Consider the following 24,342-nt stretch of genomic DNA (forward strand, 5'->3'; position numbering starts at 1 on the left):
TTAAGGCTAAGGAGCAGGACAAGACACCGCGCACCCGTGCCATCGTCATCTATCCGATGAACGCGCTGGCAAATAGTCAGCTCGAAGAACTCGATAAGTTTTTGCATGATTACCCGGATGGACAGCGGCCGTTCTCGGTAGCCCGTTACACTGGACAGGAGACACAGACCGAACGCACCGCCATTGCCGATAACCCGCCGGACATTCTTCTGACCAATTTCATGATGCTGGAGCTCATCCTGACGCGTTTCGACGAGGATGACCGACGCGTGGTCGAACATTGTCATGGCCTGGAGTTCCTGATCCTCGATGAGTTGCATACATACCGCGGTCGGCAGGGGGCGGATGTCGCATTGTTGGTTCGTCGCCTGCGAGAGCGTTTGCAAGCCGATGCCTTGGTCTGTATCGGCACCTCGGCAACCATGTCGAACGCAGGTAGTCACGCCGACCGCAACAAAACCGTAGCAGAGGTGGCCAGCAAGCTCTTCGGTGTCAGCATTACCGAGCAGGATATCATCGGAGAGACATTAGAGCGGGTAACGGACCCTCTCAAGGACGTGTCTTCCATACAGGCGCAACTCTATTCGGCAGTGACTCGGCAGGTTTTTGAGTGGGGTGATTTTGACGCGTTTCGATCCGATCCCCTGGCAATTTGGGTAGAACTCAATCTGGGCATTGAACTCCCGGACGATGAGCCACCGCGCCGCGCCAAGCCCATGACGCTGCAAGCAGCCAGCCAGAAACTGGCCCAGGACTGCGGAAGCACCGTTGAAGAAGCGCGTAATGGTTTACAGCGTTTTCTGATTGCCGCACACGAGGTCCAGACCCCGCAAGGCCGGCCACCTTTTGCCTTCAAGCTCCATCAGTTCATCAGCGGCCCCGGTAAAGTGCTCGCCACGCTCGAAGCGCAAGGCAAGCGCCACATTACGCTGGATGCCCAACGCTTTGCGCCGGGCCGCCAAGACGAAGGCGTTCAGCTGTACCCTGTGCATTTCTGCCGTGACTGCGGTCAGGAATACCACCCTGTCTGGAGGTCAAGGCAAGACCCTGCCCGCTATCGGCCGCGAGAGATCGACGACATCGCCTCGGAGGACCGGGACGACATGGCGTATGGATTCCTATGTCCCGTTCGGGCAAGCCAACAGTACCGGGGGCAATTGGAGGACTTGCCGGAAACCTGGCTGGATCTCAGTCGAGCCGAACCCAAAGTCAAACAGAATTACAAGAAAGCCGTGCCATATCGGGTAACGGTCGATACGCAAGGCAGCGAAGGCGGCGGCGAACAGTACTGGTACATCCCCGGCAAATTCCGCTTCTGCCTGAGCTGCGGTCAAGTTCACGAAGCCCACGGCAAAGACATCAACCGCCTATCCAGCCTCTCGGGTGAAGGCCGCTCGTCTGCAACCACCATCCTCACACTCAGCGCACTACGTCAGCTCTTTACCGAGACCGAGTCCGCACTCCCGGGACAACCCGATCCACGCAAGTTGCTCGGCTTTACCGACAACCGCCAGGATGCTGCCCTGCAAGCCGGGCACTTCAATGACTTCGTTTTCCTGCTGACTTTGCGCTCCGGACTGATCGGCGCTTTACAGGTCAGCAACGGCGAGTTGAATGAGGAGCAACTGGCGGATGCGGTCTTCAAGGCGCTGGGCTTTGACCAACTCGATGAAGCGACCCTCGTCGAGTACCTGCGCACGCCAAAGCTCATGGGTCTAGCGCGGCAGGAAGCACAACGGACGCTGCGCTTCATCATCGGCTATCGGCTGCTGCGCGATCTCCGCCGCGGTTGGCGATTCAACAACCCGAATCTCGATCAACTCGGCCTGCTCGCCATTCGCTACCGTAGCCTGGACGAGTTTTGCGCCGACGATTCGGCATTCACCAAGAGCGCCACGCTCGCCAAGCTGAGTGCTGGCCATCGTGCGGCTTTGTGTCAACTCATCTTCGATGCCATGCGCGGCAGTCTCTGTCTGGAAAGCCGCTATCTGGATGCCGTCGAGCAGGATAAGGCCCGCACCAGCGCCTATTCCTACCTGAACGACCGTTGGGCTTTTGCGCCGGACGAACAACTGGAAACCGCGAAGTATCTGATTCTCGGTAAACGCCCGGAGTACAGGGGTAAGCCACGGACCGACCTCGTTACCGGAGGGCCACGCTCGCGCCTGTTGCGCCGAATAAAATCGGCCGGCTTTTGGAAACAAACCGCCTTCGCCGGCCAGATTCCGCTATGGAAAGATCCGGAGTGGACTGAACTGGTTGAAGCCTTGCTTCAGGCTGCCAACCTATATGGCTATGTGCAAAAACACCCGATCGAGCAACAATTGGTCGGTTGGCGTCTGAATGCGGCGGCGCTGGACTGGCGCCTGACCGCCGATGAGATGCCGGTCGAAGACAGCCGCGTCAATTTATTCTTTCGCGAACTCTACCTGAATGTCGCTGATTTGCTGCGCCGGCCCGGCCACCCTCTGTTTGATTTCGAAGCGCAGGAGCACACCGCGCAGGTCGATGCGTCCCGCCGCCAATGGCTGGAGCAGCGTTTCCGCTACACCGAAAAGGATCGCCAGGACTGGGCCAGTAATCCGGCGCACGAAGCCCCGCTGGAACGGCTTCCCGTCATGTTCTGCTCGCCCACCATGGAACTGGGCGTCGACATTTCCGCGCTCAACACGGTCTATCTTCGCAATGTGCCGCCCACACCGGCCAATTATGCACAACGCAGCGGCCGGGCCGGGCGTTCCGGCCAGCAAGCCCTGGTCATTACCTACTGTGCCTCGTTGAGTCCGCACGATCAATGGTTCTTCCACCATGCCGACGAGATGGTGCATGGTGTAGTACGGGCGCCTACACTGGATTTGGTCAACCGCGATCTGGTTGAAAGTCATCTTCACGCGGTCTGGCTGGCATGCGCGCAAGTCGAACTGGATTCCAGCATCGCGCCCATGCTCGACCTCGATCAGCCGGACAAGCCGCTGATCAAGCATTACTACGACTGCCTCAATGACCCAGCGGTGCAGGAGCGGGCGCAAGAAGCTGCGGCCCGCGTTATCGATCAGCTTCGAAATGAACTCGATGGCAGCGACTGGTTCTCGCCGGCCTATGTTCGGCAGGTGATCGAACAAGCACCGCAACGTTTCTCCAAAGCCCTGGAACGTTGGCGTGTGTTATTCGATGCCACCCGCACGCAAATGAGCATGGCCGATCAGATCGTCAAGAGTCACACGGCTTCTCACAGCGAGAGGCAAAACGCCCAACGTCGTTATAGTGACGCAGCACGTCAATACGCCGTGTTGCTCAAGAGCGGTAATACCCAGAATTCTGATTTTTACACCTATCGCTACCTGGCCAGCCAAGGATTCCTGCCTGGGTACAATTTCCCCCGCCTGCCGCTGATGGCCTGGATTCCCGCCACTGGCAGCAAGGGTGGTACGGGCCAGGATGACGAAGGCAGCATGGTCAGTCGCCCGCGTTTTTTGGCGCTTTCCGAGTTTGGCCCGCGCAGCCTCATCTACCACCAGGGTCGGACGTACCGCGTGGTACGAGCCAAGCTCAACGTGGGGTCGGCCGACCACATCTCCGGCAACAGCCAGTTGGCCACCATCTCATCATTGATTTGCAGCCAATGTGGCTACGGCCATCTGGGCGAACCTGGCGGCGCTCACCCCGTGGTCAACACCTGTGAAAACTGTGATGCTCTGCTGACCGAGCACGACTGGGTACGCGAGCTTTACCGCATCGAGACCGTCGAAACCGTGCCCGTCGAACGTATTTCCATCAACGACGAAGAGCGGCAGCGCCAAGGCTTCGAGCTCCAGACCACCTATCGTTTCCTACCGGGGCCGGATGGGGTCGTCCAAAAGCGCAAGGCAATCGTCACAAGCGGTGACGAGATATTAGCCGAGCTGACTTATGCGCCGGCTGCACGCCTGTGGCGGATCAATCGCGGCTGGCGCCGCCGCAAGGACAAGGAACAACTCGGTTTTTACATCAATCCGATCACCGGCACTTGGAGCAAGCAGGATGCTCCCGACGACAGTGACGAGGGCGGTAACGATGAAGCCCTGCTCGACAAAGTGCCTAATCAGCGCATCGTTCCATTCGTCGAGGATCACCGTAACCTGCTGATCCTGGCGCCGCTGCATCCATTACCAATTGAGACCATGGCCACCTTGCAGGCGGCGCTCAAGCGCGGCATCGAGATGACGTTTCAGATCGAGGAATCAGAACTGGTGGCGGAACCGTTGCTCAAGGCCGACCAGCGTCAGGCACTTTTGTTCTATGAAGCGGCGGAGGGTGGCGCAGGTGTTCTCACCCGGCTGGCCAGCGAGCCCGCCAGCCTGGCGCAAGTCGCTAGCAATGCCTTGCAGCTCATGCACCACAGAGCGCCGCAAGGGCTGTGGCAGCTGGACGAGTTATCGAGCTTGGAGCAGACCGACACCCTGGGCAACCGCATCTGCGAGGCCGGGTGCTATCAGTGTCTGCTCTCTTATTTCAACCAGCCGGACCACGAGCACATCAACCGCCGCGATACCGATGCGCTCAAGCTGTTGGTGGCGCTTGCCAATGCCGAGGTGCAACCGCCCAAGCCGGCGCAAAGCGCCGAACCGGCCGTCACGGCCCGAATTGGAGACAATGGCCGACTCGACCAGTGGCTGCAGGCACTTGCGGATGGCGGCTTGAACCCGCCGGACGCGACCCAGGTTACCGTCAATCAGGGCGCCGCCACTGCCGCCGGCCAGTACAAAGCTACCCGAGCACTGGTTTTTCTTGAACCAATATCGCCCGAGCTACAGAGCCTGCTGACCGATAAAGGCTGGCAAGTGCTCGACTTTTCCGATCCGGGCCAATGGCCCGCTCAATTTTCCACCCATGCCGACGTGTTCGGCCCGCACGAAAAACAACAATGACCACTCTCGAACACGACTTCATGCCCGGTAATCTCGTTCGCGCCCGGGGCCGCGAATGGGTGGTGCAAAGCGAATCGCGTCGCGACTGGCTGCGCCTGCGTCCCTTGGGCGGTGCCGACGACGACATCGTTGCCCTGATTCCCGAACTGGAATTGCAACCGGTCGAGCCCGCCACATTTCCCTGGCCGGAGCCCGATCAAGCCGGCAATCACGCCGCCGCCTTGCTGCTCCGCGATGCCCTGCGCCTCAAACTGCGCGCCGGCGGCGGGCCGTTCCGCTCATTCGGCAATATCGCCGTCGAGCCGCGCGGCTACCAATTGGTGCCGTTGTTGATGGCCTTGCGCCTGACAACTGTGCGTCTGTTGATTGCCGACGACGTGGGCATCGGCAAAACCATAGAAGCCGGCCTGATCGCCCGCGAATTGATCGATCGTGGCGAAATCGCCCGTCTGGCCGTGCTCTGCCCGCCGCATCTGGTCGAGCAATGGCAAAGCGAGCTGGAAACCCGCTTCAATCTGCATGCGGTAGCGTTGACGGCCAGTTCGGCTTCGCGCATCGAGCGCAACCTGCCTCATGGCATCAGCCTCTTCGATCATTACCCCGTGGTAGTGGTCAGCCTGGACTACATCAAGAGCGAGCGTCACCGGGAACATTTCCTCGCCATCGCGCCGGAATGCATCATCGTCGACGAGGCCCACACCTGCGCCGCCAGTGGGCAGGGCAAACAATTGCGGTTTGAATTACTGCAACGGCTGGCGCAAGATTCGCACCGCCACCTGCTGCTACTGACGGCCACCCCGCACTCCGGCGACGAAAGCGCGTTCTACAACCTGTTATCGCTGCTCGATGCGCGCTTTGCCGCGCTGCAAGGCCGCCTATCCTCCGGCGATCCACTGCGCCAGGAACTGGCCCGTCATTTCGTGCAGCGTCGCCGCAAGGACATCGCCGAATGGCAAGCGGAAACCGGCGACGGCCGAGGTTTCCCACGCCGCATGAAAACCGAGGTCACCTACCCGCTCAGCGGCGACTGGGGGGCATTCTTCGATAATGTACAGAGCTACTGCCGCGAGCTGGCCGAAAGCATCGAGCAGTCCGGCGGCGGCAGCGCCCGCCTGATCTGGTATGCCACGCTCGCCCTGTTGCGCTGTGTCGCTTCCTCGCCGGCGGCTGCGGTCAAAGCCCTGACCACCCGCCTGGAAGGCGGTGTGGAAACCGACGAACTGCTCACCGATGAGCGCCTGCACGATGGCCAAGCGGACGATCTCGGTAGCAGCGACCTCGAACCCCCGGCCCAATTGCAGGACGCCAGCCGCCTGCAAGCCCTGATTGCCGAGGCGCAGCGCCTCTCCGGCAAAGCGGGCGATCCCAAGCTCGCCGCGCTGATCCGGCATCTCGAAGCCCTGCTGGAAGACGGCTACCAGCCGGTGGTGTTCTGCCGCTACGTCGCTACCGCCCACTATGTGGCCGAGCACTTGCGCAAAGCCTTCCCGAAAACCGGCGTGGAAGCCGTGACCGGCGAATATACCCCGGAGGAACGCCGCGAGCGGGTCGAGGCGATGGAGGAAAACGAATCGCGCATCCTGGTCGCCACCGACTGCCTCTCCGAAGGGATCAATCTCCAACACCTGTTCACCGCCGTCATCCATTACGATCTCGCCTGGAATCCCACCCGCCATGAACAACGCGAAGGCCGTGTCGACCGTTTCGGCCAGCGCGCCGGCGAAGTACGCTGCACGCTGCTCTGGGGCCAGGACAATCCGGTGGATGGCTTCGTGCTCAACGTGATTCTGCGCAAGGGCGAGGCTATCCAGCGAGAGCTTGGCGTGTTGGTGCCGCTGCCCGAAGACGAAGTGCGCATCAACCAGGCCTTAGTCAAGGCCGCGCTGATGAAACGTAGTGAAACTCAACGCCAGGGGCCGCAGCAGATGAGTTTCGACTTCGGCGAGCCCGAGCGGATCCTCGCGCCGCTGGAAGCCCAGTGGAAGGACGCGCTGGAAAAAGCCAAGGCCAATCGCACGGTGTTTGCCCAGCGCCGCATTCGCCCTGACGAAGTGTTGCCGGAATGGCAAAAGCAACAAGAAGCCCTCGGCACCCAAGCGGATGTTCGGCGCTTTGTGCAGAGCGCCTGCGCCCGCTTGAATGCCCCGCTGGAGCCGGCGCCCAGGCAGCAATTCCGGCTATTGCCCCAGCATCTGCCTGAAGCGCTGAAGCAGCGCCTGGCCGACGAAGGCATTACCAAGCCGCTGCTCATCGATTTTCACGAACTGCACCGCAGCCATCCGCTGGTCTCAATACTGGCCGAACATTTGCTGGAAGACAGCCTGACCGGCGAACGCCCGGTCGCCGCCCGCTGTGCCGCCACCCTGACCGAGGCGGTGGACGTGGTCACCACGGTGTACCTGCTGCGCCTGCGCCACCAACTCGGCTACGTGCGCCGCCGCGAACCCTTCCAGATGATGGCCGAGGAAACCGTGGCGCTGGCCGTGCGAGGCCGCAGCCAGCCGCAATGGCTCAGCGACGACAGCGTGGCCCGGCTGCTCGAATGCACCCCCAGCGGCAACCTGCCGGCGGAAACCCTGCGGCGCGAAATCCGTACCGCGCTGGACTTTCTCGCCGGCCACCCGCGGCAGCTCCAAGCGCTGGCCGAGCAGCGCGCCAAGGCCCTGCTGGAAGATCACCAGCGCGTGCGCGAAGCCGCCCGCGATATCGGCCAATACAGCGTCCAGGCCTGCCTGCCGGTGGATGTGATGGGCGTTTATGTATTGTTACCGGACGCGCTGTGAATGGCGAGTGGTGGTCGAATGCGCTATAAATGTGACCATTCTAGTCATGCACGGGAGGCTATCATGCATACCTGGCCGCTCAATGAAGCCAAAGCCAAAATGTCGGCGCTGCTCCGGGAAGCCCAGCACAGCCCGCAGGAAATCACCTCGCACGGCAAATCCGTTGCTGTCGTGCTCTCGCGCGAGCAATTCGACCAACTGGCCCAACGACAAAAATCCCTCGTCGAGTTCATGCGTCAATCCCCCCTTTGGGGCGATGAAGATCTTGCTCTGGAGCGGGACCGCAGTCTCACGCGAGAGGTCTCGTTTTGAGCTATTTGATCGATACCAATGTGCTCTCCGAACTGCGGCGCAAGAATCCCAACCCGCGACTGGTCGACTGGCTGGCCGCCAAACCCGCCAGCCAGTTATACCTCAGCGTGTTGACACTGGGCGAAATACGCAAGGGCATCGAGGCATGTCCCGATGCCTTCCGTCGTCAAATTCTGCTCGACTGGCTGGAAACCGAGCTTCCTGCATTTTTCTTCGGCCGCGTTTTACCCATCGACGCGGCGATTGCCGATCGCTGGGGGCGCGTGCTCGCCCGGGCAGGCCGGCCCTTGCCGGCCATCGACAGCCTGATCGCCGCGACGGCCCTTGAACATGACCTGACGCTGGTCACACGTAACATCCGCGATTTTGAACAGATCCCCGTCGAACTGTTCAATCCCTGGGATAGTCCCTGATCTTTACCCACCGCCCTCCAACATGAAGCGCACCCGCAAGACCGCCGGCGCCCTCAGCCTGCCGACGCTCACCCTCGAAGGCGGCCTGTTCCTCCCCGACCAGTTGGAAAAAGCCGCGCTCGGCGTCGCCCAGCACCAGACCGAGGCCGATTACGCCATCCCGAAAGGGCTCAAGCTCAAGGATGAATACGGCCGCGCCTTTCAGATCGCCTGTGCCGAGTGGAAGCACTTCGCCGTCCAGATGGAGCGAGCCGATCTGGACACGGCCGCTATCACCCAGAACTTTGTGCGCGAACTGCTGCGCGATGCCTTCGGCTACACCCAAATCCAGCCTGTATCCGATATCGCCGTGGCAGATCGCCGCTACCCGGTGTCGCTGCTCGCGGGCCAGGTGCCCATCGTCGTCGCCCCGCACCCGTTGGGGCTGGATGAGGCCGACCCGCGCTTCGCCGTGATGGCGAATGGTGAATGGCGAGTAGCGAATGGTAAGAAGGAAGACCATTCGCCACTCGCCATTCGCCACTCGCCGACTTCCCATTCGCCACTCGCCACTCGCCATTCAGCCACGAAGGGCAACGCCCGCAAACTAACCGGCAGCTACTACACCCCCGACAGCCTGGTGCAAGAGCTGATCCAATCCGCGCTTGATCCCGTGATCGAACAGCGCCTCAGTGAGGCGGGGCGAATGGCGAACAGCGAATGGTCAATGGTTTCTCCCCAATACCGTGAGGTGTTTATCCACTATGCAAATCCAAAGTTACCGGAATCTGGAGGTTTGGCAGCGCGCGCGCAAACTGGTCACGGAAATTTATCGGTTGACCGAAGCCTTCCCGACGAGCGAGCGGTTTGGGCTGATCGCCCAGATGAGGCGGGCGGCGGTGTCGATTCCGAGCAACATTGCGGAAGGATGGGGGCGGCATTATCCGGCGGAGTTCACTCAGTTCCTCAGAACCGCCAACGGGAGCAGGGTCGAATTGGAGACACAACTGATTTTATCGACCGATCTGGGGTTCAGCACGGAGACCGACCTAACGCCGCTGTTGGAACAAACCACGATTCTCGGCAAACAGCTACTGTCACTGGAACGCCGCTTGAAGGGGCGAATGGAGAATGGCGAACGGTAAATGGAGAGAACAGTGACCATTCGCCACTCACCACTCGCTATTCGCGATTATGGGAAGAAACGCCTTCCTCCATTCGCCATTCGCTATTCGCCACTCACGCACTACTGAGTCTCCGCGTGATCGACCCTGCCTGCGGCAGCGGTCACTTTTTGCTCGCCGCCGCCCGCCGCTTGGCGGAAAAGCTTGCCCAGTTACAAAGCCCGGAGGGTGCAGTTACACCTCAGGACTACCGTCATGCCTTGCGCGAAGTCGTGGCACGCTGCATCTTCGGGGTGGACCGCAACCCGATGGCGCTGGAACTGGCCCGCACCGCCCTGTGGCTGGAAGGCTACGAGGAAGGCCGGCCGCTGTCCTTCCTCGACCACCATTTGCAATGCGGCGATGCGCTGCTGGGCCTGACCGATCTGAAGGCGCTGGAACAGGGCATCGCCAAGGACGCCTACAAGCCGCTTTCGGGCGATGACAAGGACGTGTGCAAGCGGCTGGCCAAGGCCAACGCCGTCGGCCTCAAGCAACTGGAACGCGACCTCAAAGGCAAGCAAACCCGGCTGCGCTTCGACGACGCGGATAGCCTGGCCGCCTTGCAAATCCTCGAAGCCCTGCCGGAGAACAGCACGCAGGACATCGCCGCCAAGGAAACTGCCTACCGCGATTTCTTGCAGCAGGCGAAGGAGAGCCGTCTCGCCCACGCCGCCGACCTCCTGCTGGGCGCCTACCTGCTGCCGAAAACGGCGAATGGCGAAGATGAGGCGAACAGTGAGTGGCGAATGGCGAATGGTGGGGAAGAAGCGAATGGCATTCACCACTCGCCATTCACCATTCACCACTCGCCCGTCCCTACCAGCGCCACGCTGTATCTGGCCCTGTTGACCGATACCCTCGACGCCGGCCACCGGCGGCAATTGGCCGCGGCGCAGGCCGTTTGCCGCGAAGCCCGCGTGCTGCACTGGCCGCTGGCCTTTCCGCAGGTGTTCGCGACGGGGGGCTTTGACTGTGTGTTGGGCAATCCGCCCTGGGAACGGATCAAGCTGCAAGAGGAGGAATTCTTCGCCACCCGCCACCGCCACGTGGCCGAGGCGAAAAACAAGGCCGAGCGCGCCCAGCGCATCCAATGGCTCTCGGAGGGCATGCTGGCCCGCCATCTCTATCCGCAAATGGATCATCCGCCCCACGAGTGCGAGGCGGAACAGCGCCTGTACGCCGAATTCATTGGCGCCCGCCGCACCGCCGAAGCCGCCAGCCTGTTCGCCCATGTGAAGGGGGAAGACGGTGGTCGCTATCCGTTGACCGGAGTGGGGGATGTGAACACCTATGCCTTGTTTGCCGAAACCATCAATCAGATAACGGCGCCTCGGGGCCGTGCAGGTTTTATCGTGCCAACAGGCATCGCCACAGACGACAGCACCAAAGCTTATTTTGCCAATATCACCCAAGCTGGACGCTTGGTGAGCCTGTACGACATTGAAAATCGTGAAGCAGTGTTCGAAGACGTGCATCGCAGTTACAAATTTTGCCTCCTTACGCTAGGGGCTGCCGAGCAGGCGGAGTTCGTCTGCTTTGCCACGCAAGTCGATCAGTTGAAGGATTCTCGCCGCCGCTTCCGTCTCACTCCGGACGAATTCCGCCTCATCAACCCCAACACGCTCACCTGCCCGGTGTTCCGCAGCGAGCGCGATGCCGAACTCACCAAGAAGCTCTACCGCGCCGCGCCGGTGCTGATCGAGGAGGGCCAGCCCGATGGCAATCCGTGGGGAATTTCCTTCATGCGTATGCTGGACATGGCCAACGATAGCCACCTGTTTGCCGATGCCCCCAGCCCCGGCCTGCTGCCGCTGTACGAGGCCAAAATGATCCACCAGTTCGACCACCGCTGGGCGAGCTACGGTTCCGACGGAAACAGCGGCGATGTCACGCTCGACGACAAAAATGATCCGAGTTTCACCGTCACCCCGCGTTACTGGGTCAGCGAGGCGGAAGTCGAACAACGTCTGAGCGATAAGAACTGGTCACGCGGCTGGCTGATGGGCTGGCGGGATATTTGCCGGGCGACGGACGAACGCACGGCGATTGCGTCGGTGGTGCCGAGGGTTGGGGTGGGACATACCATGCCGCTCTTCATGACTACTGCGGAACCGATGAGGGTGGCGGCGCTACTGGGTAATTTCGGCGCATTGGTACTGGATTTCATTGCCCGTGTGAAGGTAGGCGGCACACACCTGACATACTCCTGCCTCAAGCAATTCCCGTTCATTCCGCCCGACCGCTACACAGAAACCGATCTCGCCTTCATCGTCCCCCGCGTCCTCGAACTGACCTACACCGCCCACGATCTGCAAGCCTGGGCCGAAGACCTGGTGAGCGAATGGGGCGCGGCGAATGGTGAATGGCGGATGGCGGGGGTGGCGGGGATGGCGAATGGTGAATGGCGAATAGCGAATGGTAAGAAAGAAGACCGTTCGCCACTCGCTACTTACCGTTCACCGTCTTCCCATTCGCCACTTACCATTCGCCATTCGCCCGAAAACCCACTCGCTATTCGCCACTCGCCACTCACCCCTTTCCCCTTCGACCCCGAACGCCGTGCTCACCTCCGCGCCGAACTGGACGCCTATTACGCCCGCCTCTACGGCCTGACCCGCGACGAACTGCGCTACATCCTCCACCCCGCCGACGTGATGGGCGAGGACTACCCCTCCGAAACCTTCCGCGTGCTCAAGAACAACGAAGTGCGCGCATTCGGCGAATACCGCACCCAACGCCTGGTGCTGGCGGCGTGGGATCGATTGGAGAAGGGCGAATTGTCATGAAGGCTTTGTCACCTCCTTCGGATAGCCGTGGCGAAACCTATAGACATACTTACCATCATGGTAAATACTAGGAAAAACCTGAGCGCTTATGCCGGTACGCCGCCGTCGGACGATCAGGCCGACCGCCGCATCCCCGGCGGCCCGCTGTACACAAGGGAGGAAGTGCTGGCCATACTGGCTACAGGCGAGGCGGCAATTAAGCTTTGGACGCAAAAGTGCATGCGTGATGTCCAAAAATACGATATGGAGCCCGCCGATGTCGTCGATCTGGTGAAAATCGCTTTGAATGGTGGAAAGTTCAAAGGGAGCCAGTGGTGTACCAATAAACCGGGCGGCGCCTGGGCGGCTTGCGACAGTTACCAACTGTTCTTTCGGCAATGGATAGAAACCGCCAACAAGCACATGGATGTTGAATATTATGTGAAATTTGCGATTGGGCGCTCCGGCAACATGATGTTGATCATCTCTTGCCACCCGCCCGAGGAGAGGTAGCCAGTATGAACCCTCAAACCCAACTTTGCCCGCTATGCGAAGAAGGACAACTGCATGAGCGCATGGACTTCAGCGAGGTTGAATACAAAGGACAACACGCATCGTTGCCTCTGTACTTTGCCGAGTGTGATGCTTGCGGATCGGAGCAGGGTAGCGCCGAGCACATTCGCCGTAACAAACGCGCCATGATTGCCTTCAAAAAGCAGGTGGACGGTCTGCTGCCTGGTGCAGAGGTGCGTGCGATCCGGGAGCGCTTGGGTATTACCCAGGCGCAGGCCTCGCAGATTTTCGGCGGCGGGCCGGTGGCGTTTTCCAAATACGAAGGCGACGATGTGATGCAATCCGAAGCCATGGACAAGTTGCTGCGGCTGGCGTCTGAGGTGCCCGAGGCATTCGCCAAGCTGGCGCGTGATGCGGGCGTGGAGATACCTGCGGTCGCCGCGCGTTCGGCCGACTGGCAAGCCGTGGATTGGCAGCCGGATCAGTCCAGCCTGGCGACGCCGCGAAAAACGCCCCGCCTGCGCGTGGTTCACAGCTCGAAACCCGAACCCGCCGCACACTACGAAAACGCCGCATGATCAGCGCCGACCTGCAAAAAGCTATCGATGGCCTGAAGATTGAGGACGTCTATCTGCGCGGTGCTTTTGCCCATTGCAGCGACGATTTCGACCCGAAATACGCTCCCGACCTTGCGGCATTGACGGTACAGCAGATGCATGCGGTCAAGCAGTCCACCCTCGTCGAGGTGGAGGGAGAAGGGCGGTTGCTGCGCGTGTTTATGGTGCTAGGCACGCGTTGGATTGAGCCATTACGAGAGGCCGAGGACCCCAAGGTTCTCGCGGTCATCGAAGCCGAGTTCGTAGCCGAGTATCGCCTGCAAACCGAACTCGCCCAGAGCTGCATCGATGAGTTTGCGCTGAAAAATGCCAGCTACCATGTCTGGCCCTATTGGCGCGAATACCTCGCCTCGCAATGCGAGCGCATGCGCCTGCCGCGATTGGTGCTGCCTGCAGTTCAACTGCCCCATCACCGCCATAATGATCCAGCGGCAGAGTAAGCCGCCTTGATGTATTGGCCGTGAACCCGCTGCAACGCGCCCTAATCGAAAAAGTCGGCGTTGACAACGGCTTCGAACACACCCTGGTAGCCGACGAGCATGACGTCACACTTGCATCAGCGCGGCATCCCACCCGTTCCACCATCTCTGTGCTGGACGCCGGCTTCGGAGTCCGTTTCACGTCCGGTGCCGCCGCGTTGTTACCGGAGTTATCGCGTGGCTTCCCCCAAGCTGTCCGGGATCGGGGCGACTTCGTAGTGGGCAATGAGGCTGCGCTCGCCGCGCTGTTGCGCCGAGCGGCAAGTTTGTCACGCGCATTGCCCACTCAGGCCGCAACCAGCTATCAGAAGGCGCTGGATGAGGAGTTGTCGGCTTTGCCCCCGGGATTGGCCGGGACGGAAATCGAACGCATGGTTCGCCAGCGTGTGGGGCAACAGAAGTTCCGCGAAGCAATGCTGGAATATTGGGGAGGGGCCTGCGCGGTAACAGGAGTGGCTGTCCCTGAAGTTCTGCGCGCCAGCCACGCCAAACCTTGGGCGGAATGCGAGTCCGATGCCGAGCGTCTGGATGTGTTCAACGGCTTTCTGCTGACCGCCAACCTCGATGCCTTGTTTGACCGATTCCTGATCAGTTTCGATGAAGGAGGTCGGTTAGTGCCATCGCCTTCTCTTGCGGAGACCGATTTAAAGCGACTCGGAATCGTGCCGGGCTTGGAACTGCGCTGGGTGGCTCCCGAGCATCAAAGCTATCTAAGCTTTCACCGCGCCCGATTCTTGCTTTCTGTCAACCAAACAGCTGATTGCCAAGCGCTCGCTTCTGCGACGCAATAATGCAGGGCGGGGTTGAGGTGAGTTATGCTCGAAAGTTGACGGGGCGGCAAAAAGTCCTTGGCCACCGCTCCGAGCAACGTGGTCAAGATCATGTTTCCGGGCTTGTTCGGAGAAATTTGAGGGTTCGAAGAATTCAGAAGCGTTGAATTCATGAGTCACGGATAGAGATCGGATAGTTAAATGGTTTTAGGTCGCACAAATCTGATCTGAAGAGTATTTTTGCGAGAGGCTCTATGCCTGCTAACGGCATGGTAGCCCTTGGAGTTTTCACCATGAAGCTTCCGATCTTTGGATGGTTCATGCACCGGTCGCCAGCAGCCCCGGCTGCGCTGTCGCCTGAACCAACTGATTGCCGGCCAGCCGGCGCTTTGCCGGTTTTGTCTCCCCAGGAACTGCTGCTCAGTCGCCGACAGCATGTCAACCTTATCGAGGAGTTGGCGGGAGCAACTCGGCATCATTTTCAAGTCTATTACGTCGCGGCCATCAACCGATTTGCCGAATTCGTGCAGCAGCTCCCCGCCTCGGAAGCTCACCATCATGCCTATGCCGGCGGCCTGCTCGATCATGGATTGGAGGTCGCTACGATCGCGCTGAAACTGCGACACGCCTACCTGTTGCCGCCCGGCGCTGTGCCGGAGGACATAAACCATAAGCGCGATCTTTGGACCTATGCCGTTTTTACGGCGGCCTTGCTGCACGACCTGGCGAAACCGGCCGTCGACCAGGTTGTTACAGTGTTCGACGAACGCGGCAAAGACTCCGGGCAGTGGGACCCCTGGATAGGCAGTCTGACGGACGATCCCCATGCTCGGTGGTATCGCACGGCATTCGTGCCGAAGCGGCAGTATCGATTGCATGAAAAAGCTTCGCTGCTATTGGTGAATCGAATCATCCCCGCCGAAGGCTTGACTTGGCTCGCCGGCGACCGCGAGGCGTTTTCGGCCTGGCTTTCCTGCCTTGGTGGAGATACGGCGGAGGCCGGAGTAATGGGCGAGATCGTCAATAAGGCCGATTCCGAATCGGTGGCGCGGAATCTGGGAGCGGAGCCGGGGCAGCGCGCAGCATCCAGCGCCGTCGTTCCGTTGCATGAAAAGCTGATCGCCGCCTTGCGGTTTCTGATCGACGAAAAGGAACTGCCGCTCAACCGAAACGGCGCAGCCGGATGGCGAGTCGGTGACGATCTCTGGATGGTCAGCAAGCGCACCGTCGATGCCATACGTTTGCATCTCGTGCAATCAGGACACACCGGCATTCCGACCCAGAACGACCGCATCTTCGATGTCTTGCAGGAACACGGCGTTCTGGTGGCCTGCAACGATCGCGCGATCTGGCGTGCGATGGTCAATGGCGAAGGTTGGGGGCATGAGTTGACGCTGATTCGAATTCCGGTCCCCCGGCTTTGGCCGAATCGGGATCGCTGGCCCGACGAATTCCAGGGTACCGTCACGCCGGATTCCCCGCCTCAATGCCAGCCGCCGGTGCAGGTGGATAAAACTCCGGAAGGCACGGTTTCCGGCGAGCCTCGACCCACTCCAATCCCAGAGATCCCGGAATCCGTGACTGCCCCGGTGAATGCCAGCCCCAACCCACCCGGCCATTCAGCCGAGCATCAGCACTACGAGCTAAAGTCGCCTCTGTCTTTCGCTTCTCCCGATGATCTCGGTGAAGCCTTCCTAGCCTGGCTGGTTGCGGGAATTGCCAGCAAAAAACTGGATTACAACAATCCGGGCACCCGGATTCATGTCATACCGGAAGGCGTGTTACTGGTCAGCCCGGGTTTATTTCAGGATTTCGCCAAAGAGCCCGATGCATCCGATGGCTCCTGGGACAAAGTGCAGAAGCGTTTCCTGAAGCTGGGCTTGCACGAACGGACCGCGAACGGCATGAACGTCCACCGCTATATCGTGACCGGACAGAACCGTTCGACGGCGATCAACGGGATTCTGGTGAGGGACGTGGGACGAATCTTCAGGACCACCAATCCCCAGCCGAACCCGCATTTACGGCGAGCGTCTTAATGAAGGTCTGATTAAGTCCTTCGACAGGCCTGTCCTGAGCCCTTCGACTGGGCTCAGGACAGGCCTGTCGAAGGGCATGAGCGGAATCCACTTATTCAGAGCTTCCTTAACGAATCTACTGTTTGGATTGAATGTTGTGCGGTCGATTTGCGCTGATCAGTTCGCCGGACATCCTCGCCGAGTTTTTCCGCCTGGAGGAACGTCATATCACCGATCTTCTCCGGCTCTTCCTCCTGCACGCGGGGGCGGAGCAGGAAGTACACGTTGCCCTCGTCGAGTACGGTCGACTTGCACCCCTGTCATAAGCCCCTCCGGAATTTGATATATCGCAACTCATTGGGCCGGATGATAGGGCCGGTGTTGCTAGTAGGTCCGCAAACGAAATCGTACCGCTTCAAGCCGGTCTAATATTGTACCGACCGAATTCGGCCTATCTCGAACGCAACGATGATGCCTACTCTGGTTCTGGTGGCGCTCACCGTGTTCTTCTTGGCCGGCTGCGATTCCCTTCCGCGCGACAGTGCCGGGGCGCTAAACCGCGTGCGCGGTGGCGAATTGCGTGTCGGCGTGGCGGACAACCCACCCTGGGTACGCTTCGAGGGCGGCCGCGTCACGGGACTCGAACCCGAGCTGATCGAGGCTTGGGCGAAAGGCCTCGGTGCCCCCGTGACCTGGCGGAGCGGCGCAGAAGCGGAACTCATTGAAGCGCTGCATCGCCGAGAGATCGATGTACTGGCGGCGGGGCTCGACAGCGAGACGCCTTACAAATCCAAGCTCGGTCTTACGCAGCCTTACATTGAGATCGAGGATCGATACGGAACCGAGAAGAAACACGTGCTCGCCGTGACGCCGGGCGAGAGCGCGCTGCTTTTTTCGCTGGACCGATTCCTTGCCGCCCAGGACAAAGCCATGTTGCGACGCCGTGCTCAGCAGGCGCAGCAGGAGAACGCGCAGCCATGAGGCCCCTCGATGCTTTTGACCTGCCGCCCGAAAAGGAACGCGACCTAAAAAAGGCGCGGCGGTTGGAAACGTGGACATTGATCTATATCGCCTCGTCCACGACCTTTCTCGGTCTCACCATGGGCACCTCGCAAGCCATGCGGACGAGCTTCTTTGAAGACGCGTTTTCATCGGTGCCGGCGATCGCCTTTCTCGTCTGCACGCGCATCGCGCGCCGCAGAGCGAACGAGGATTTCCCTTACGGTTACCATGGCGTCGTCTCGATCGGCTATCTCACCGCCTCGCTCTCGCTCGTCGGTCTGGGCGGGTTTTTGCTGGTTGAAGCCGTGACCAAGCTGATAGCTGTCGAACGCACGACGATCGGCGGGATGACGCTTTTCGGCCATACGCTCTGGGCCGGCTGGCCTATGCTCGCGGCAATCGCTTACACGGCGATACCGAGCGTCTTTTTCGGTCGCGCGAAACTCAAGCTCGCACCCCAAATCCATGACAAAATCCTTTACGCCGACGCGAAGATGATGAAGGCCGACTGGATGGCGGAGACGGCGACGGCCGTCGGCGTGCTCGGTGTCGGCCTCGGTCTGTGGTGGCTCGATCCGGTGGCAGCCGCGCTGGTTTCCGCCGATATTCTCAAGGACGGCGTGGTCAACGTGTACGTGGCCGTACACGACCTCATGGAGCGCCGCCCGATGAAAACCGATCGCTCGGGTCCCGAACCGCTCCCCGATGAGTTGCGCGCATGCATCGAAAGGCTCGACTGGGTCGCCGGCGCCACGGTCAGGCTGCGCGAAGTCGGGCACGTATTCTTCGGCGAAGTGTTCGTGACGCCGCGCGGTTCGCCCGAGGACTTGCCCGCGAAGATTCGTCACGCTGTGGCGGATGCGAAGTCGATCAACTGGCGGCTCCACGACGTGACAATCACGGTGCTGGACCGGCCGCCTGAGTGAGCCTGACGCTTGCCGGAGGAGGAGATTGCATGTCGAGGGCAGCGCCACTTTCGGAATTTCGGCGCCCTCGCGCAATTTTCGCCCATCCTAGAAATCTAGGATGCGGCCAGCCAGATACGTAGGTCGGCAATCCCTTGCCGACAAAGCCCTTCGCCGAGCCGATACGTCGGCAAGGGATTGCCGACCTACGTTCTCCCCTCCTGGCACGAATCCGTACACCGGGATGGAAAACGCTCTAAGTACATTCAGGGAAGTCTTGCGGCATAGGCAACCTGCAGGACAACCCCGCCAATCAAGCCAAACAGTCGAGATTCCGCAAGTATTTGCGGAATGTACTTAGGTGCGGCCAGCCAGCTTTTGTCCGTCTGCTGTTGTTTTTCCGAGATGATCAGATCAAATCAAGTCATGCTCGACGGCATACCGGATCAGGTCGGCGTTATTTTTGACGCTGAGTTTCCGCATCAGGCGCGTTTTGTGGGTGCTGACGGTTTTTTCGCTGAGGGATAACGCGTCGGCGATGTCCTGAACTCGCTTGCCCGAAGCGAAAAGACGGAGAATCTGCCGCTCTCGCTGCGAAAGTGCCGCGTGAGGAAATTGGTCCGGCACCATAGTGAAAACGATTTTTTCCGCCAGCGAAGACTCTATGAAGCGTTGACCGCTCGCTACTCTTCTTATGCCGGCAACCAAGATGCCCGGTTCGCAGTCCTTGGTGATGTAACCCGCGGCGCCGGCTTTGATCGCTTCTGCGGCGATCTGTTCCGAGGTATGCATGGTCAGGATCAGTATGGGAAGCGATGGTCTGATCTGCTGGACGCGTCTAATCAAGTCGACGCCTTGAGTGCCCGGCATGGACAAGTCCAAAACCAGAACGTCGATATCGGTACAGCGGCACTTGTCCAAGACTTCGGACGCATCCGCGGCTTCATCCACGACCGAGAAATTGACGGTTGAAGACAAAATATGAGTTATTCCATGGCGAATGATAGGGTGGTCGTCGGCTACCAGGATCTTGATCATCAATCATTCCGATTTTCAAAAAGGAGAACTTCTAGGAGGAAGCCGAATCGCAAGCCGGGTGCCTTTCCCGGGTGTACTATGGATGTCGAACTTGCCGCCCAATGCCGACACCCGTTCCCGTATTCCCAAAAGGCCAAAGGACTTGGGTTTGTGCTCGGCCGTCACATCGAAGCCGCAGCCGTCATCCTGTATTTCGACGCGAATATGATCATTCCGGGAAACCAGGAGTACGGAAGCGTGGCGGGCATTGGCATGCTTTGCCACATTGTTCAGCGATTCCTGGGCGATACGGAATATCGCGATAGCCAGTTGTTCATCAAGGACGATATCGCTCATTGTGGTTAAGACACATGGGATACCGGTGCGGGTCTCAAACTCTTTGACCAGCCATTCCAGTGCGGCTGCAATGCCGAAGTCGAGTGCGCTGGGGCGCAAATCGGTCGATATGTTGCGTACGACCTGAACCGCTCTATTTACCAGGACGCCCAAGGCCTGGATCTTTTTTGCCAATTCGGAGTGGTTTTGAAGAAAGTTCATTCGTATGAAGGAAATATCCATCTTCATGGCCGTCAGGATCTGGCCCAGTTCGTCATGGATTTCCCGAGCGATCCGTTTTTTCTCTTCTTCCCTCAAATTTTCCCTGTGAGCGGCCAGGCGTTGCAAAAGTCGCCGGGAGTCGCGGATTTCTTGCTCCCGTTCCCGCAGCATGAATTCTGTTTTCTTGAGGACCGTGATGTCTCGGCAGTTCAACAGCACGCTGTGCACTGTGCCATCGGGCGAGAGCTCAGGTACATGGCGGGACTGAAAGTGCTGTTCGCCGTCAGGGGACGGCAGGACGAACTCGGCGATTTGTTCCTTACCGCTGGCGAAAACGTTTTTTAGCGGCGACTGTAGGCATCTCACCAGATCGTCAGGTAATTCGAGGTCTTGATACGTCTTGCCCGGAAAGCTCGACGCCGGTCGGCCCAGAACGCGTTCTATGGCCGGGTTGACATAAATAAAGCGCAGAGCTCGATCGAAGCGAGCGATGATATCCGGCGAATTTTCCACGAGTGCCCGGAATTCTCGCTCGCGCCTATCCAATTCGCTTTTTAGGTACGCTCTCTCGGTAATGTCCCGTGCAATGATCAGGAAATGCCGCTCGTCCTTCGATTCGAGTTCGTCGATGGCCATTTCAACCGGAAAGAAGGTGCCGTCCTTACGCTTGCCTTGCCAAGAGCGGAATCCGGAGCCGTGAACTTTGCGCATCTCGGAATTCCGATGATTTTGGATAGGAGCGTAGTGTTTTTCGGCCTGTGTTTCCGACATCAGTTGATCGGTGCTGAGCGGCAGCACTTCGTTCAATCCGTAACCGAACATCCGGGTTGCAGCCGGATTGACGATCTCGATTCGTCCGTACCGGTCGGTGACGATCACTCCTGATGGCACACGGTCCAGAATTTCGTGTAAATAGAGCTCGGCTCGCAGCAAGCGTTTCGACAGTAGCCGCATCCGATGTCCGAATAGAGCGAAGAGCCCTAAAGTGGCTATGACGAGAGTGAGATTCACTTGAGGATTGACTGGAGAAAGCGAGTTTCAGGCATGTTCGGAGTTATAGCTCGCGTTTGCTTGCTTGCGATAGGCGATGGAGAAACGTCTGTGGACGTTGATGGATTGCCATACGGTCGAATATCGGCCGTCAGGCCGACGCGGTCAGCGGCGACAGCGATTTCGGAACCGTAAACTCGAGCGTTTTGCCGGTCCGCAGCATCGCTTCGACTTCATCGGCGGGCGTCGGTTTACTGAAGTAATACCCCTGTATTTCGTCGCAATGGCGGGTCTTCAGGAACTCGGCTTGTTCCGGCGTTTCGACACCTTCTCCGATCACCCCGAGATTGAGGCTATGGGCCAGAACGATGATGGCTTCGACGATGCGTGCATCATCGGGATCCTTGGCTAGATCGCGTATGAAAGACCGGTCTATCTTGAGATAGTCCAGCGGAAACTGTTTCAGATAGCTCAAGGAGGAGTAGCCCGTTCCGAAGTCGTCGACCGCCAACGAGATACCGAGTTGCTTCAACCGGCCCAGCACATCGGCCGCTATGGACCGGTCGCGCATCAGCATGCTTTCAGTGATTTCCAGTTCTAGGGTCTGCGGCGGAAGACCCGTTTGTTCGACGACGGCGGTAACGACCTCGACCAGATCCGGCTGTGCGAATTGGCGTGCCGATAGATTGACGGCCATTCGGTTGAAGGCCAGCCCTTTATCGCGCCATACTTTTGCTTGCGCGCAGGCAGTGCGGAAAACCCATTCGCCGATCTGAGCGATCAGACCGGTTTCCTCCGCGATCGGGATGAATTTGGCCGGTGCAATGAAGCCTTTTTGGGGATGCTGCCAACGTATCAGCGCTTCGACACCGCAGATTCGACCGGTGACAAGACTGACTCTGGGCTGATAATGCAAGGTGAATTCGCTTCGGTCCAAAGCCGTGCGCAGGTCGTTGACGATGTCCAGTCTTTCCCGAAGACAAGCGCCCATTTCGGCAGTGTAGAACCGGAACTTGCTCCGTCCTTCGTCCTTAGCCTTATACATGGACATGTCGGCATTGCGCAACAGTCCGTGAACATCGTCGCCGTCGCCGGGATAAACGGTAATACCGATGCTGGCGCTGATAAGAATATGGTGGTGCTCGATCCTGCAGGGCTGCGCAATGGCGTCCAGCAGTAATTGCGCCTTTTGCGCCGCGCACGAGGAATCGGTGATGTGGGGCAGGAGTACCGCGAATTCGTCGCCGCCCAGCCGCGCTACGGTATCTTCCTCGCGCAGGGCTTCTCTAAGGCGGCCTCCGATCAGCTTTACCAACTCGTCGCCGAAATCGTGTCCCAAGGTATCGTTCACATCCTTGAAATTGTCCAGATCGACCAAAAGCACTGCGACCAAGCTGCCATTGCGGAATGCTCTCAGCATCGCCTGCTCCAGCCGCTCGCGAAACAGGAAACGATTGGGCAATGCGGTTAGAGGATCGTGGGTGGCCTGAAATTTCAGCATCGTCTCGTACTGTTTCTGATCGGCGATGTCGCGAGCCACCGTCGACCAGTAAGCGACCCGCCCGTCGTTCCCCTTGTGGGCTATGATGACCTGGGAGAGCGGGATTTTGTTGCCGAACCGGTTGACCAGTTCCGTCTCGCCCCGCCAGACGCCGCTCTTCTCCGCCTCCGCAAGTCCTCCCCTCAGTAACGTATTGAATACTTGAGGCGGGTGAAACTGTTCGATATGCAGGGCGGAGATGTCTTCCTCCCGGCCGAGTCCCAGCATCGCGCGTCCGGCCTGATTGATGTAGATCGGTTTGTAGTCGGCGTTGACGATACCGATAAGATCCGAGGTCCCTTCCAGAATGGCCACGAGTCGGTCTCGCTCCTCCTCGCGTTGTTTTCGTTCGGTGATGTCGCGTACGGCGACGATGGTCATCAATCCTTGTTCGGTATGCAATGGACCGAGCGTTACTTCGGCGGGAAAATCGGATCCGTCGTTGCGGCGTCCCCATACTTCCCGTCCTACCGATAAGGTTTGCTTTTCCTTGCGATGAGTGTGCCATCGCGCTGAGTGCTTTGCCCGGCAAATCTCAGGAATCAATGTTTCTATCGACCGGCCGATGAGTTCCGCTCGCGGACAGGCGAAAATGGCCTCCGCTTTGGCGTTGGCCATGGCGATGCGACATGCGCTGTCGGCCAGCAAAACCCCGTCCGGCTCGAATTCCAGCAGATCCTGAAAACGTGCCTCGCTTTTCCGAAGCGCCTCGCGGGAGGCCTGGAGCCGCAGATAAGGTTCGTGCACGCCTTCGACGAAGATTCCCCGGTAGACGAGAAAATAGGCGATCGCTTTGTAAACATGACCGACAAAATTGCACAGATCGTCGACCGCCCGATATCGCGAGAAACACAACTCGCTCAAGGCCGTAACCGCCGAGGCGCCCATCAAATACGCCAGAACCCGGGGCTGCGGTCGGCGCAAGCGATAGAGCAGAACGAGAGTGACAGTGAAATAGATGAGCGTCAGCGCATATTCCGCCTTCATTTTGAAAGGCGTTAAGCCTTGTCCTGACAGAAACGTCCGCGGCCAAAAATCTTCCCGGAATAGGCCAAGCCAAACGATGAGCGAAGTGAACGCCAGGCATCCGGCCAGTATGGCGCATCGAAATGAAAGCCGCTTCATCGGGCGCCAAGGCAGCAAGCCGGCGGCCAGGAACGTAACGGCAGCCAGGTAGCGTGCGGACAGCCAGAAATTGATGGCTTTTTCCGGGCTGCTCGGCGTAATGAAATTCGGCATTCCCGGAAACGACAGTACGTGCATCAGGTCGAGCAAACCGACGGTCAGAAAGCCGCAGGCGAGGATCGGCAAGGTCAACGGACGATTCTCCTCGTAGGCGTTCCAGCCGATGCCGAATACCATTGCGGCGATCACGATGGCGGGAATCTCCACAAGCGTGTGAAGAGCGGAATAATCGGCGAAACGGACGCCGTGTTCCTGTACGCACAGCCAGAGTCCGAAGGAAAACAGGCCGAGAGGAAGGAGCAGCAATACAATCTGCCTTACCGTCTTCTCCGTATCGGTACCGAATACGAATACCGAGTGCCCGGACCGATCAAAGTCTATGTCTGTCATAACTTCCGTTTCCGAGAATGATGCTAATCACGA

General features: G+C 59.3%; 18 protein-coding genes. 13 read left to right on the forward strand and 5 right to left on the reverse strand.

What is annotated here, in order from left to right; all coding sequences use genetic code 11:
- The 4 genes from B2A78_RS23025 to B2A78_RS23040 form a co-directional block, all read left to right on the forward strand.
- The coding region (locus tag B2A78_RS23025; protein ID WP_077732394.1) for a DEAD/DEAH box helicase at positions 1-4,907 on the forward strand (4,907 nt) is incomplete at its 5' end.
- Entirely contained in the window at positions 4,904-7,690 is a 2,787-nt protein-coding gene (locus B2A78_RS23030) for a helicase-related protein (protein WP_077732395.1), read from the forward strand. The genes B2A78_RS23025 and B2A78_RS23030, both read left to right, overlap by 4 nt.
- A gap of 63 nt (positions 7,691-7,753) precedes the next feature.
- Positions 7,754-8,002: a type II toxin-antitoxin system Phd/YefM family antitoxin gene (locus B2A78_RS23035; RefSeq protein ID WP_077732396.1), complete on the forward strand. Its 249-nt coding sequence runs from the start codon at positions 7,754-7,756 to the stop codon at positions 8,000-8,002.
- Complete coding sequence (locus B2A78_RS23040) at positions 7,999-8,415, forward strand: type II toxin-antitoxin system VapC family toxin (protein WP_077732397.1); 417 nt, start codon at positions 7,999-8,001, stop codon at positions 8,413-8,415. Before B2A78_RS23035 ends, B2A78_RS23040 begins: the two co-directional genes overlap by 4 nt.
- Here B2A78_RS23040 and B2A78_RS25885 read toward each other — a convergent pair.
- Positions 8,393-8,917: a hypothetical protein gene (locus tag B2A78_RS25885; protein WP_168175532.1), complete on the reverse strand. Its 525-nt coding sequence runs from the start codon at positions 8,915-8,917 to the stop codon at positions 8,393-8,395. The two genes, B2A78_RS23040 and B2A78_RS25885, sit on opposite strands and share 23 nt — an antisense overlap.
- Before the next feature lie 241 nt (positions 8,918-9,158).
- Between B2A78_RS25885 and B2A78_RS23045 the strand changes: the two genes are divergently transcribed.
- From B2A78_RS23045 to mobH, 7 genes are all read left to right on the forward strand, one after another.
- Positions 9,159-9,539, forward strand: a complete 381-nt coding sequence (locus B2A78_RS23045; RefSeq protein WP_077732442.1) for a four helix bundle protein — start codon at positions 9,159-9,161, stop codon at positions 9,537-9,539.
- Between the two features lie 104 nt (positions 9,540-9,643).
- Positions 9,644-12,346 carry a DNA methyltransferase gene (locus tag B2A78_RS23050; RefSeq protein WP_346425857.1) on the forward strand — a complete coding sequence of 901 codons (2,703 nt, stop codon included), beginning with the start codon at positions 9,644-9,646 and terminating at the stop codon, positions 12,344-12,346.
- Positions 12,347-12,373: 27 nt separating this feature from the next.
- Entirely contained in the window at positions 12,374-12,838 is a 465-nt protein-coding gene (locus B2A78_RS23055; RefSeq protein ID WP_205780882.1) for a hypothetical protein, read from the forward strand.
- A 5-nt stretch (positions 12,839-12,843) separates the two neighbouring features.
- The gene (locus B2A78_RS23060; RefSeq protein WP_077732399.1) at positions 12,844-13,416 is read left to right on the forward strand and encodes a type II toxin-antitoxin system MqsA family antitoxin; all 573 of its coding nucleotides are present in this window, start codon (positions 12,844-12,846) and stop codon (positions 13,414-13,416) included.
- Positions 13,413-13,895, forward strand: a complete 483-nt coding sequence (locus tag B2A78_RS23065; RefSeq protein ID WP_077732400.1) for a preprotein translocase subunit SecB — start codon at positions 13,413-13,415, stop codon at positions 13,893-13,895. The genes B2A78_RS23060 and B2A78_RS23065 overlap by 4 nt, the downstream gene beginning before the upstream one ends.
- Before the next feature lie 20 nt (positions 13,896-13,915).
- A complete protein-coding gene (locus tag B2A78_RS23070) occupies positions 13,916-14,725 on the forward strand; it encodes an HNH endonuclease (RefSeq protein WP_077732443.1) in 810 nt (269 codons plus the stop codon).
- 272 nt (positions 14,726-14,997) lie between these two features.
- Positions 14,998-16,743 carry a MobH family relaxase gene (gene mobH, locus B2A78_RS23075; RefSeq protein WP_168175533.1) on the forward strand — a complete coding sequence of 582 codons (1,746 nt, stop codon included), beginning with the start codon at positions 14,998-15,000 and terminating at the stop codon, positions 16,741-16,743.
- A gap of 95 nt (positions 16,744-16,838) precedes the next feature.
- On the opposite strand, the gene B2A78_RS26220 is transcribed toward mobH, so the two are convergent.
- Positions 16,839-17,006, reverse strand: coding sequence for a hypothetical protein (locus B2A78_RS26220; RefSeq protein WP_168175534.1), 168 nt, complete (start codon positions 17,004-17,006; stop codon positions 16,839-16,841).
- 184 nt (positions 17,007-17,190) lie between these two features.
- Between B2A78_RS26220 and B2A78_RS23080 the strand changes: the two genes are divergently transcribed.
- Both B2A78_RS23080 and B2A78_RS23085 read left to right on the forward strand, forming a co-directional pair.
- Positions 17,191-17,703: a transporter substrate-binding domain-containing protein gene (locus B2A78_RS23080; protein ID WP_077732402.1), complete on the forward strand. Its 513-nt coding sequence runs from the start codon at positions 17,191-17,193 to the stop codon at positions 17,701-17,703.
- Positions 17,700-18,650, forward strand: coding sequence for a cation transporter (locus B2A78_RS23085; protein ID WP_077732403.1), 951 nt, complete (start codon positions 17,700-17,702; stop codon positions 18,648-18,650). Before B2A78_RS23080 ends, B2A78_RS23085 begins: the two co-directional genes overlap by 4 nt.
- A gap of 393 nt (positions 18,651-19,043) precedes the next feature.
- On the opposite strand, the gene B2A78_RS23090 is transcribed toward B2A78_RS23085, so the two are convergent.
- From B2A78_RS23090 to B2A78_RS23100, 3 genes are all read right to left on the reverse strand, one after another.
- Positions 19,044-19,667: a response regulator transcription factor gene (locus B2A78_RS23090; RefSeq protein ID WP_077732404.1), complete on the reverse strand. Its 624-nt coding sequence runs from the start codon at positions 19,665-19,667 to the stop codon at positions 19,044-19,046.
- A gap of 15 nt (positions 19,668-19,682) precedes the next feature.
- Entirely contained in the window at positions 19,683-21,158 is a 1,476-nt protein-coding gene (locus B2A78_RS23095; RefSeq protein ID WP_077732405.1) for a PAS domain S-box protein, read from the reverse strand.
- A 187-nt stretch (positions 21,159-21,345) separates the two neighbouring features.
- The gene (locus tag B2A78_RS23100) at positions 21,346-24,309 is read right to left on the reverse strand and encodes an EAL domain-containing protein (RefSeq protein WP_077732406.1); all 2,964 of its coding nucleotides are present in this window, start codon (positions 24,307-24,309) and stop codon (positions 21,346-21,348) included.
- Between the last annotated feature and the right edge of the window lie 33 nt (positions 24,310-24,342).

This window comes from Methylocaldum sp. 14B, assembly GCF_002005105.1.
Classification (GTDB): domain Bacteria; phylum Pseudomonadota; class Gammaproteobacteria; order Methylococcales; family Methylococcaceae; genus Methylocaldum.

Bases quoted from the DNA above. Each gene is read 5' to 3' on its own strand.
- B2A78_RS23045 (WP_077732442.1), top strand. From the start codon at position 9,159: ATGCAAATCCAAAGTTACCGGAATCTGGAGGTTTGGCAGCGCGCGCGC.
- B2A78_RS23060 (WP_077732399.1), top strand. From the start codon at position 12,844: ATGAACCCTCAAACCCAACTTTGCCCGCTATGCGAAGAAGGACAACTG.
- B2A78_RS23095 (WP_077732405.1), bottom strand. From the start codon at position 21,158: ATGCGGCTACTGTCGAAACGCTTGCTGCGAGCCGAGCTCTATTTACAC.
- B2A78_RS23065 (WP_077732400.1), top strand. From the start codon at position 13,413: ATGATCAGCGCCGACCTGCAAAAAGCTATCGATGGCCTGAAGATTGAG.
- B2A78_RS23080 (WP_077732402.1), top strand. From the start codon at position 17,191: ATGATGCCTACTCTGGTTCTGGTGGCGCTCACCGTGTTCTTCTTGGCC.
- B2A78_RS23100 (WP_077732406.1), bottom strand. From the start codon at position 24,309: ATGACAGACATAGACTTTGATCGGTCCGGGCACTCGGTATTCGTATTC.
- B2A78_RS23090 (WP_077732404.1), bottom strand. From the start codon at position 19,667: ATGATCAAGATCCTGGTAGCCGACGACCACCCTATCATTCGCCATGGA.
- B2A78_RS23085 (WP_077732403.1), top strand. From the start codon at position 17,700: ATGAGGCCCCTCGATGCTTTTGACCTGCCGCCCGAAAAGGAACGCGAC.
- B2A78_RS23030 (WP_077732395.1), top strand. From the start codon at position 4,904: ATGACCACTCTCGAACACGACTTCATGCCCGGTAATCTCGTTCGCGCC.
- B2A78_RS25885 (WP_168175532.1), bottom strand. From the start codon at position 8,917: ATGGTCTTCCTTCTTACCATTCGCTACTCGCCATTCACCATTCGCCAT.
- B2A78_RS23035 (WP_077732396.1), top strand. From the start codon at position 7,754: ATGCATACCTGGCCGCTCAATGAAGCCAAAGCCAAAATGTCGGCGCTG.
- mobH (WP_168175533.1), top strand. From the start codon at position 14,998: ATGAAGCTTCCGATCTTTGGATGGTTCATGCACCGGTCGCCAGCAGCC.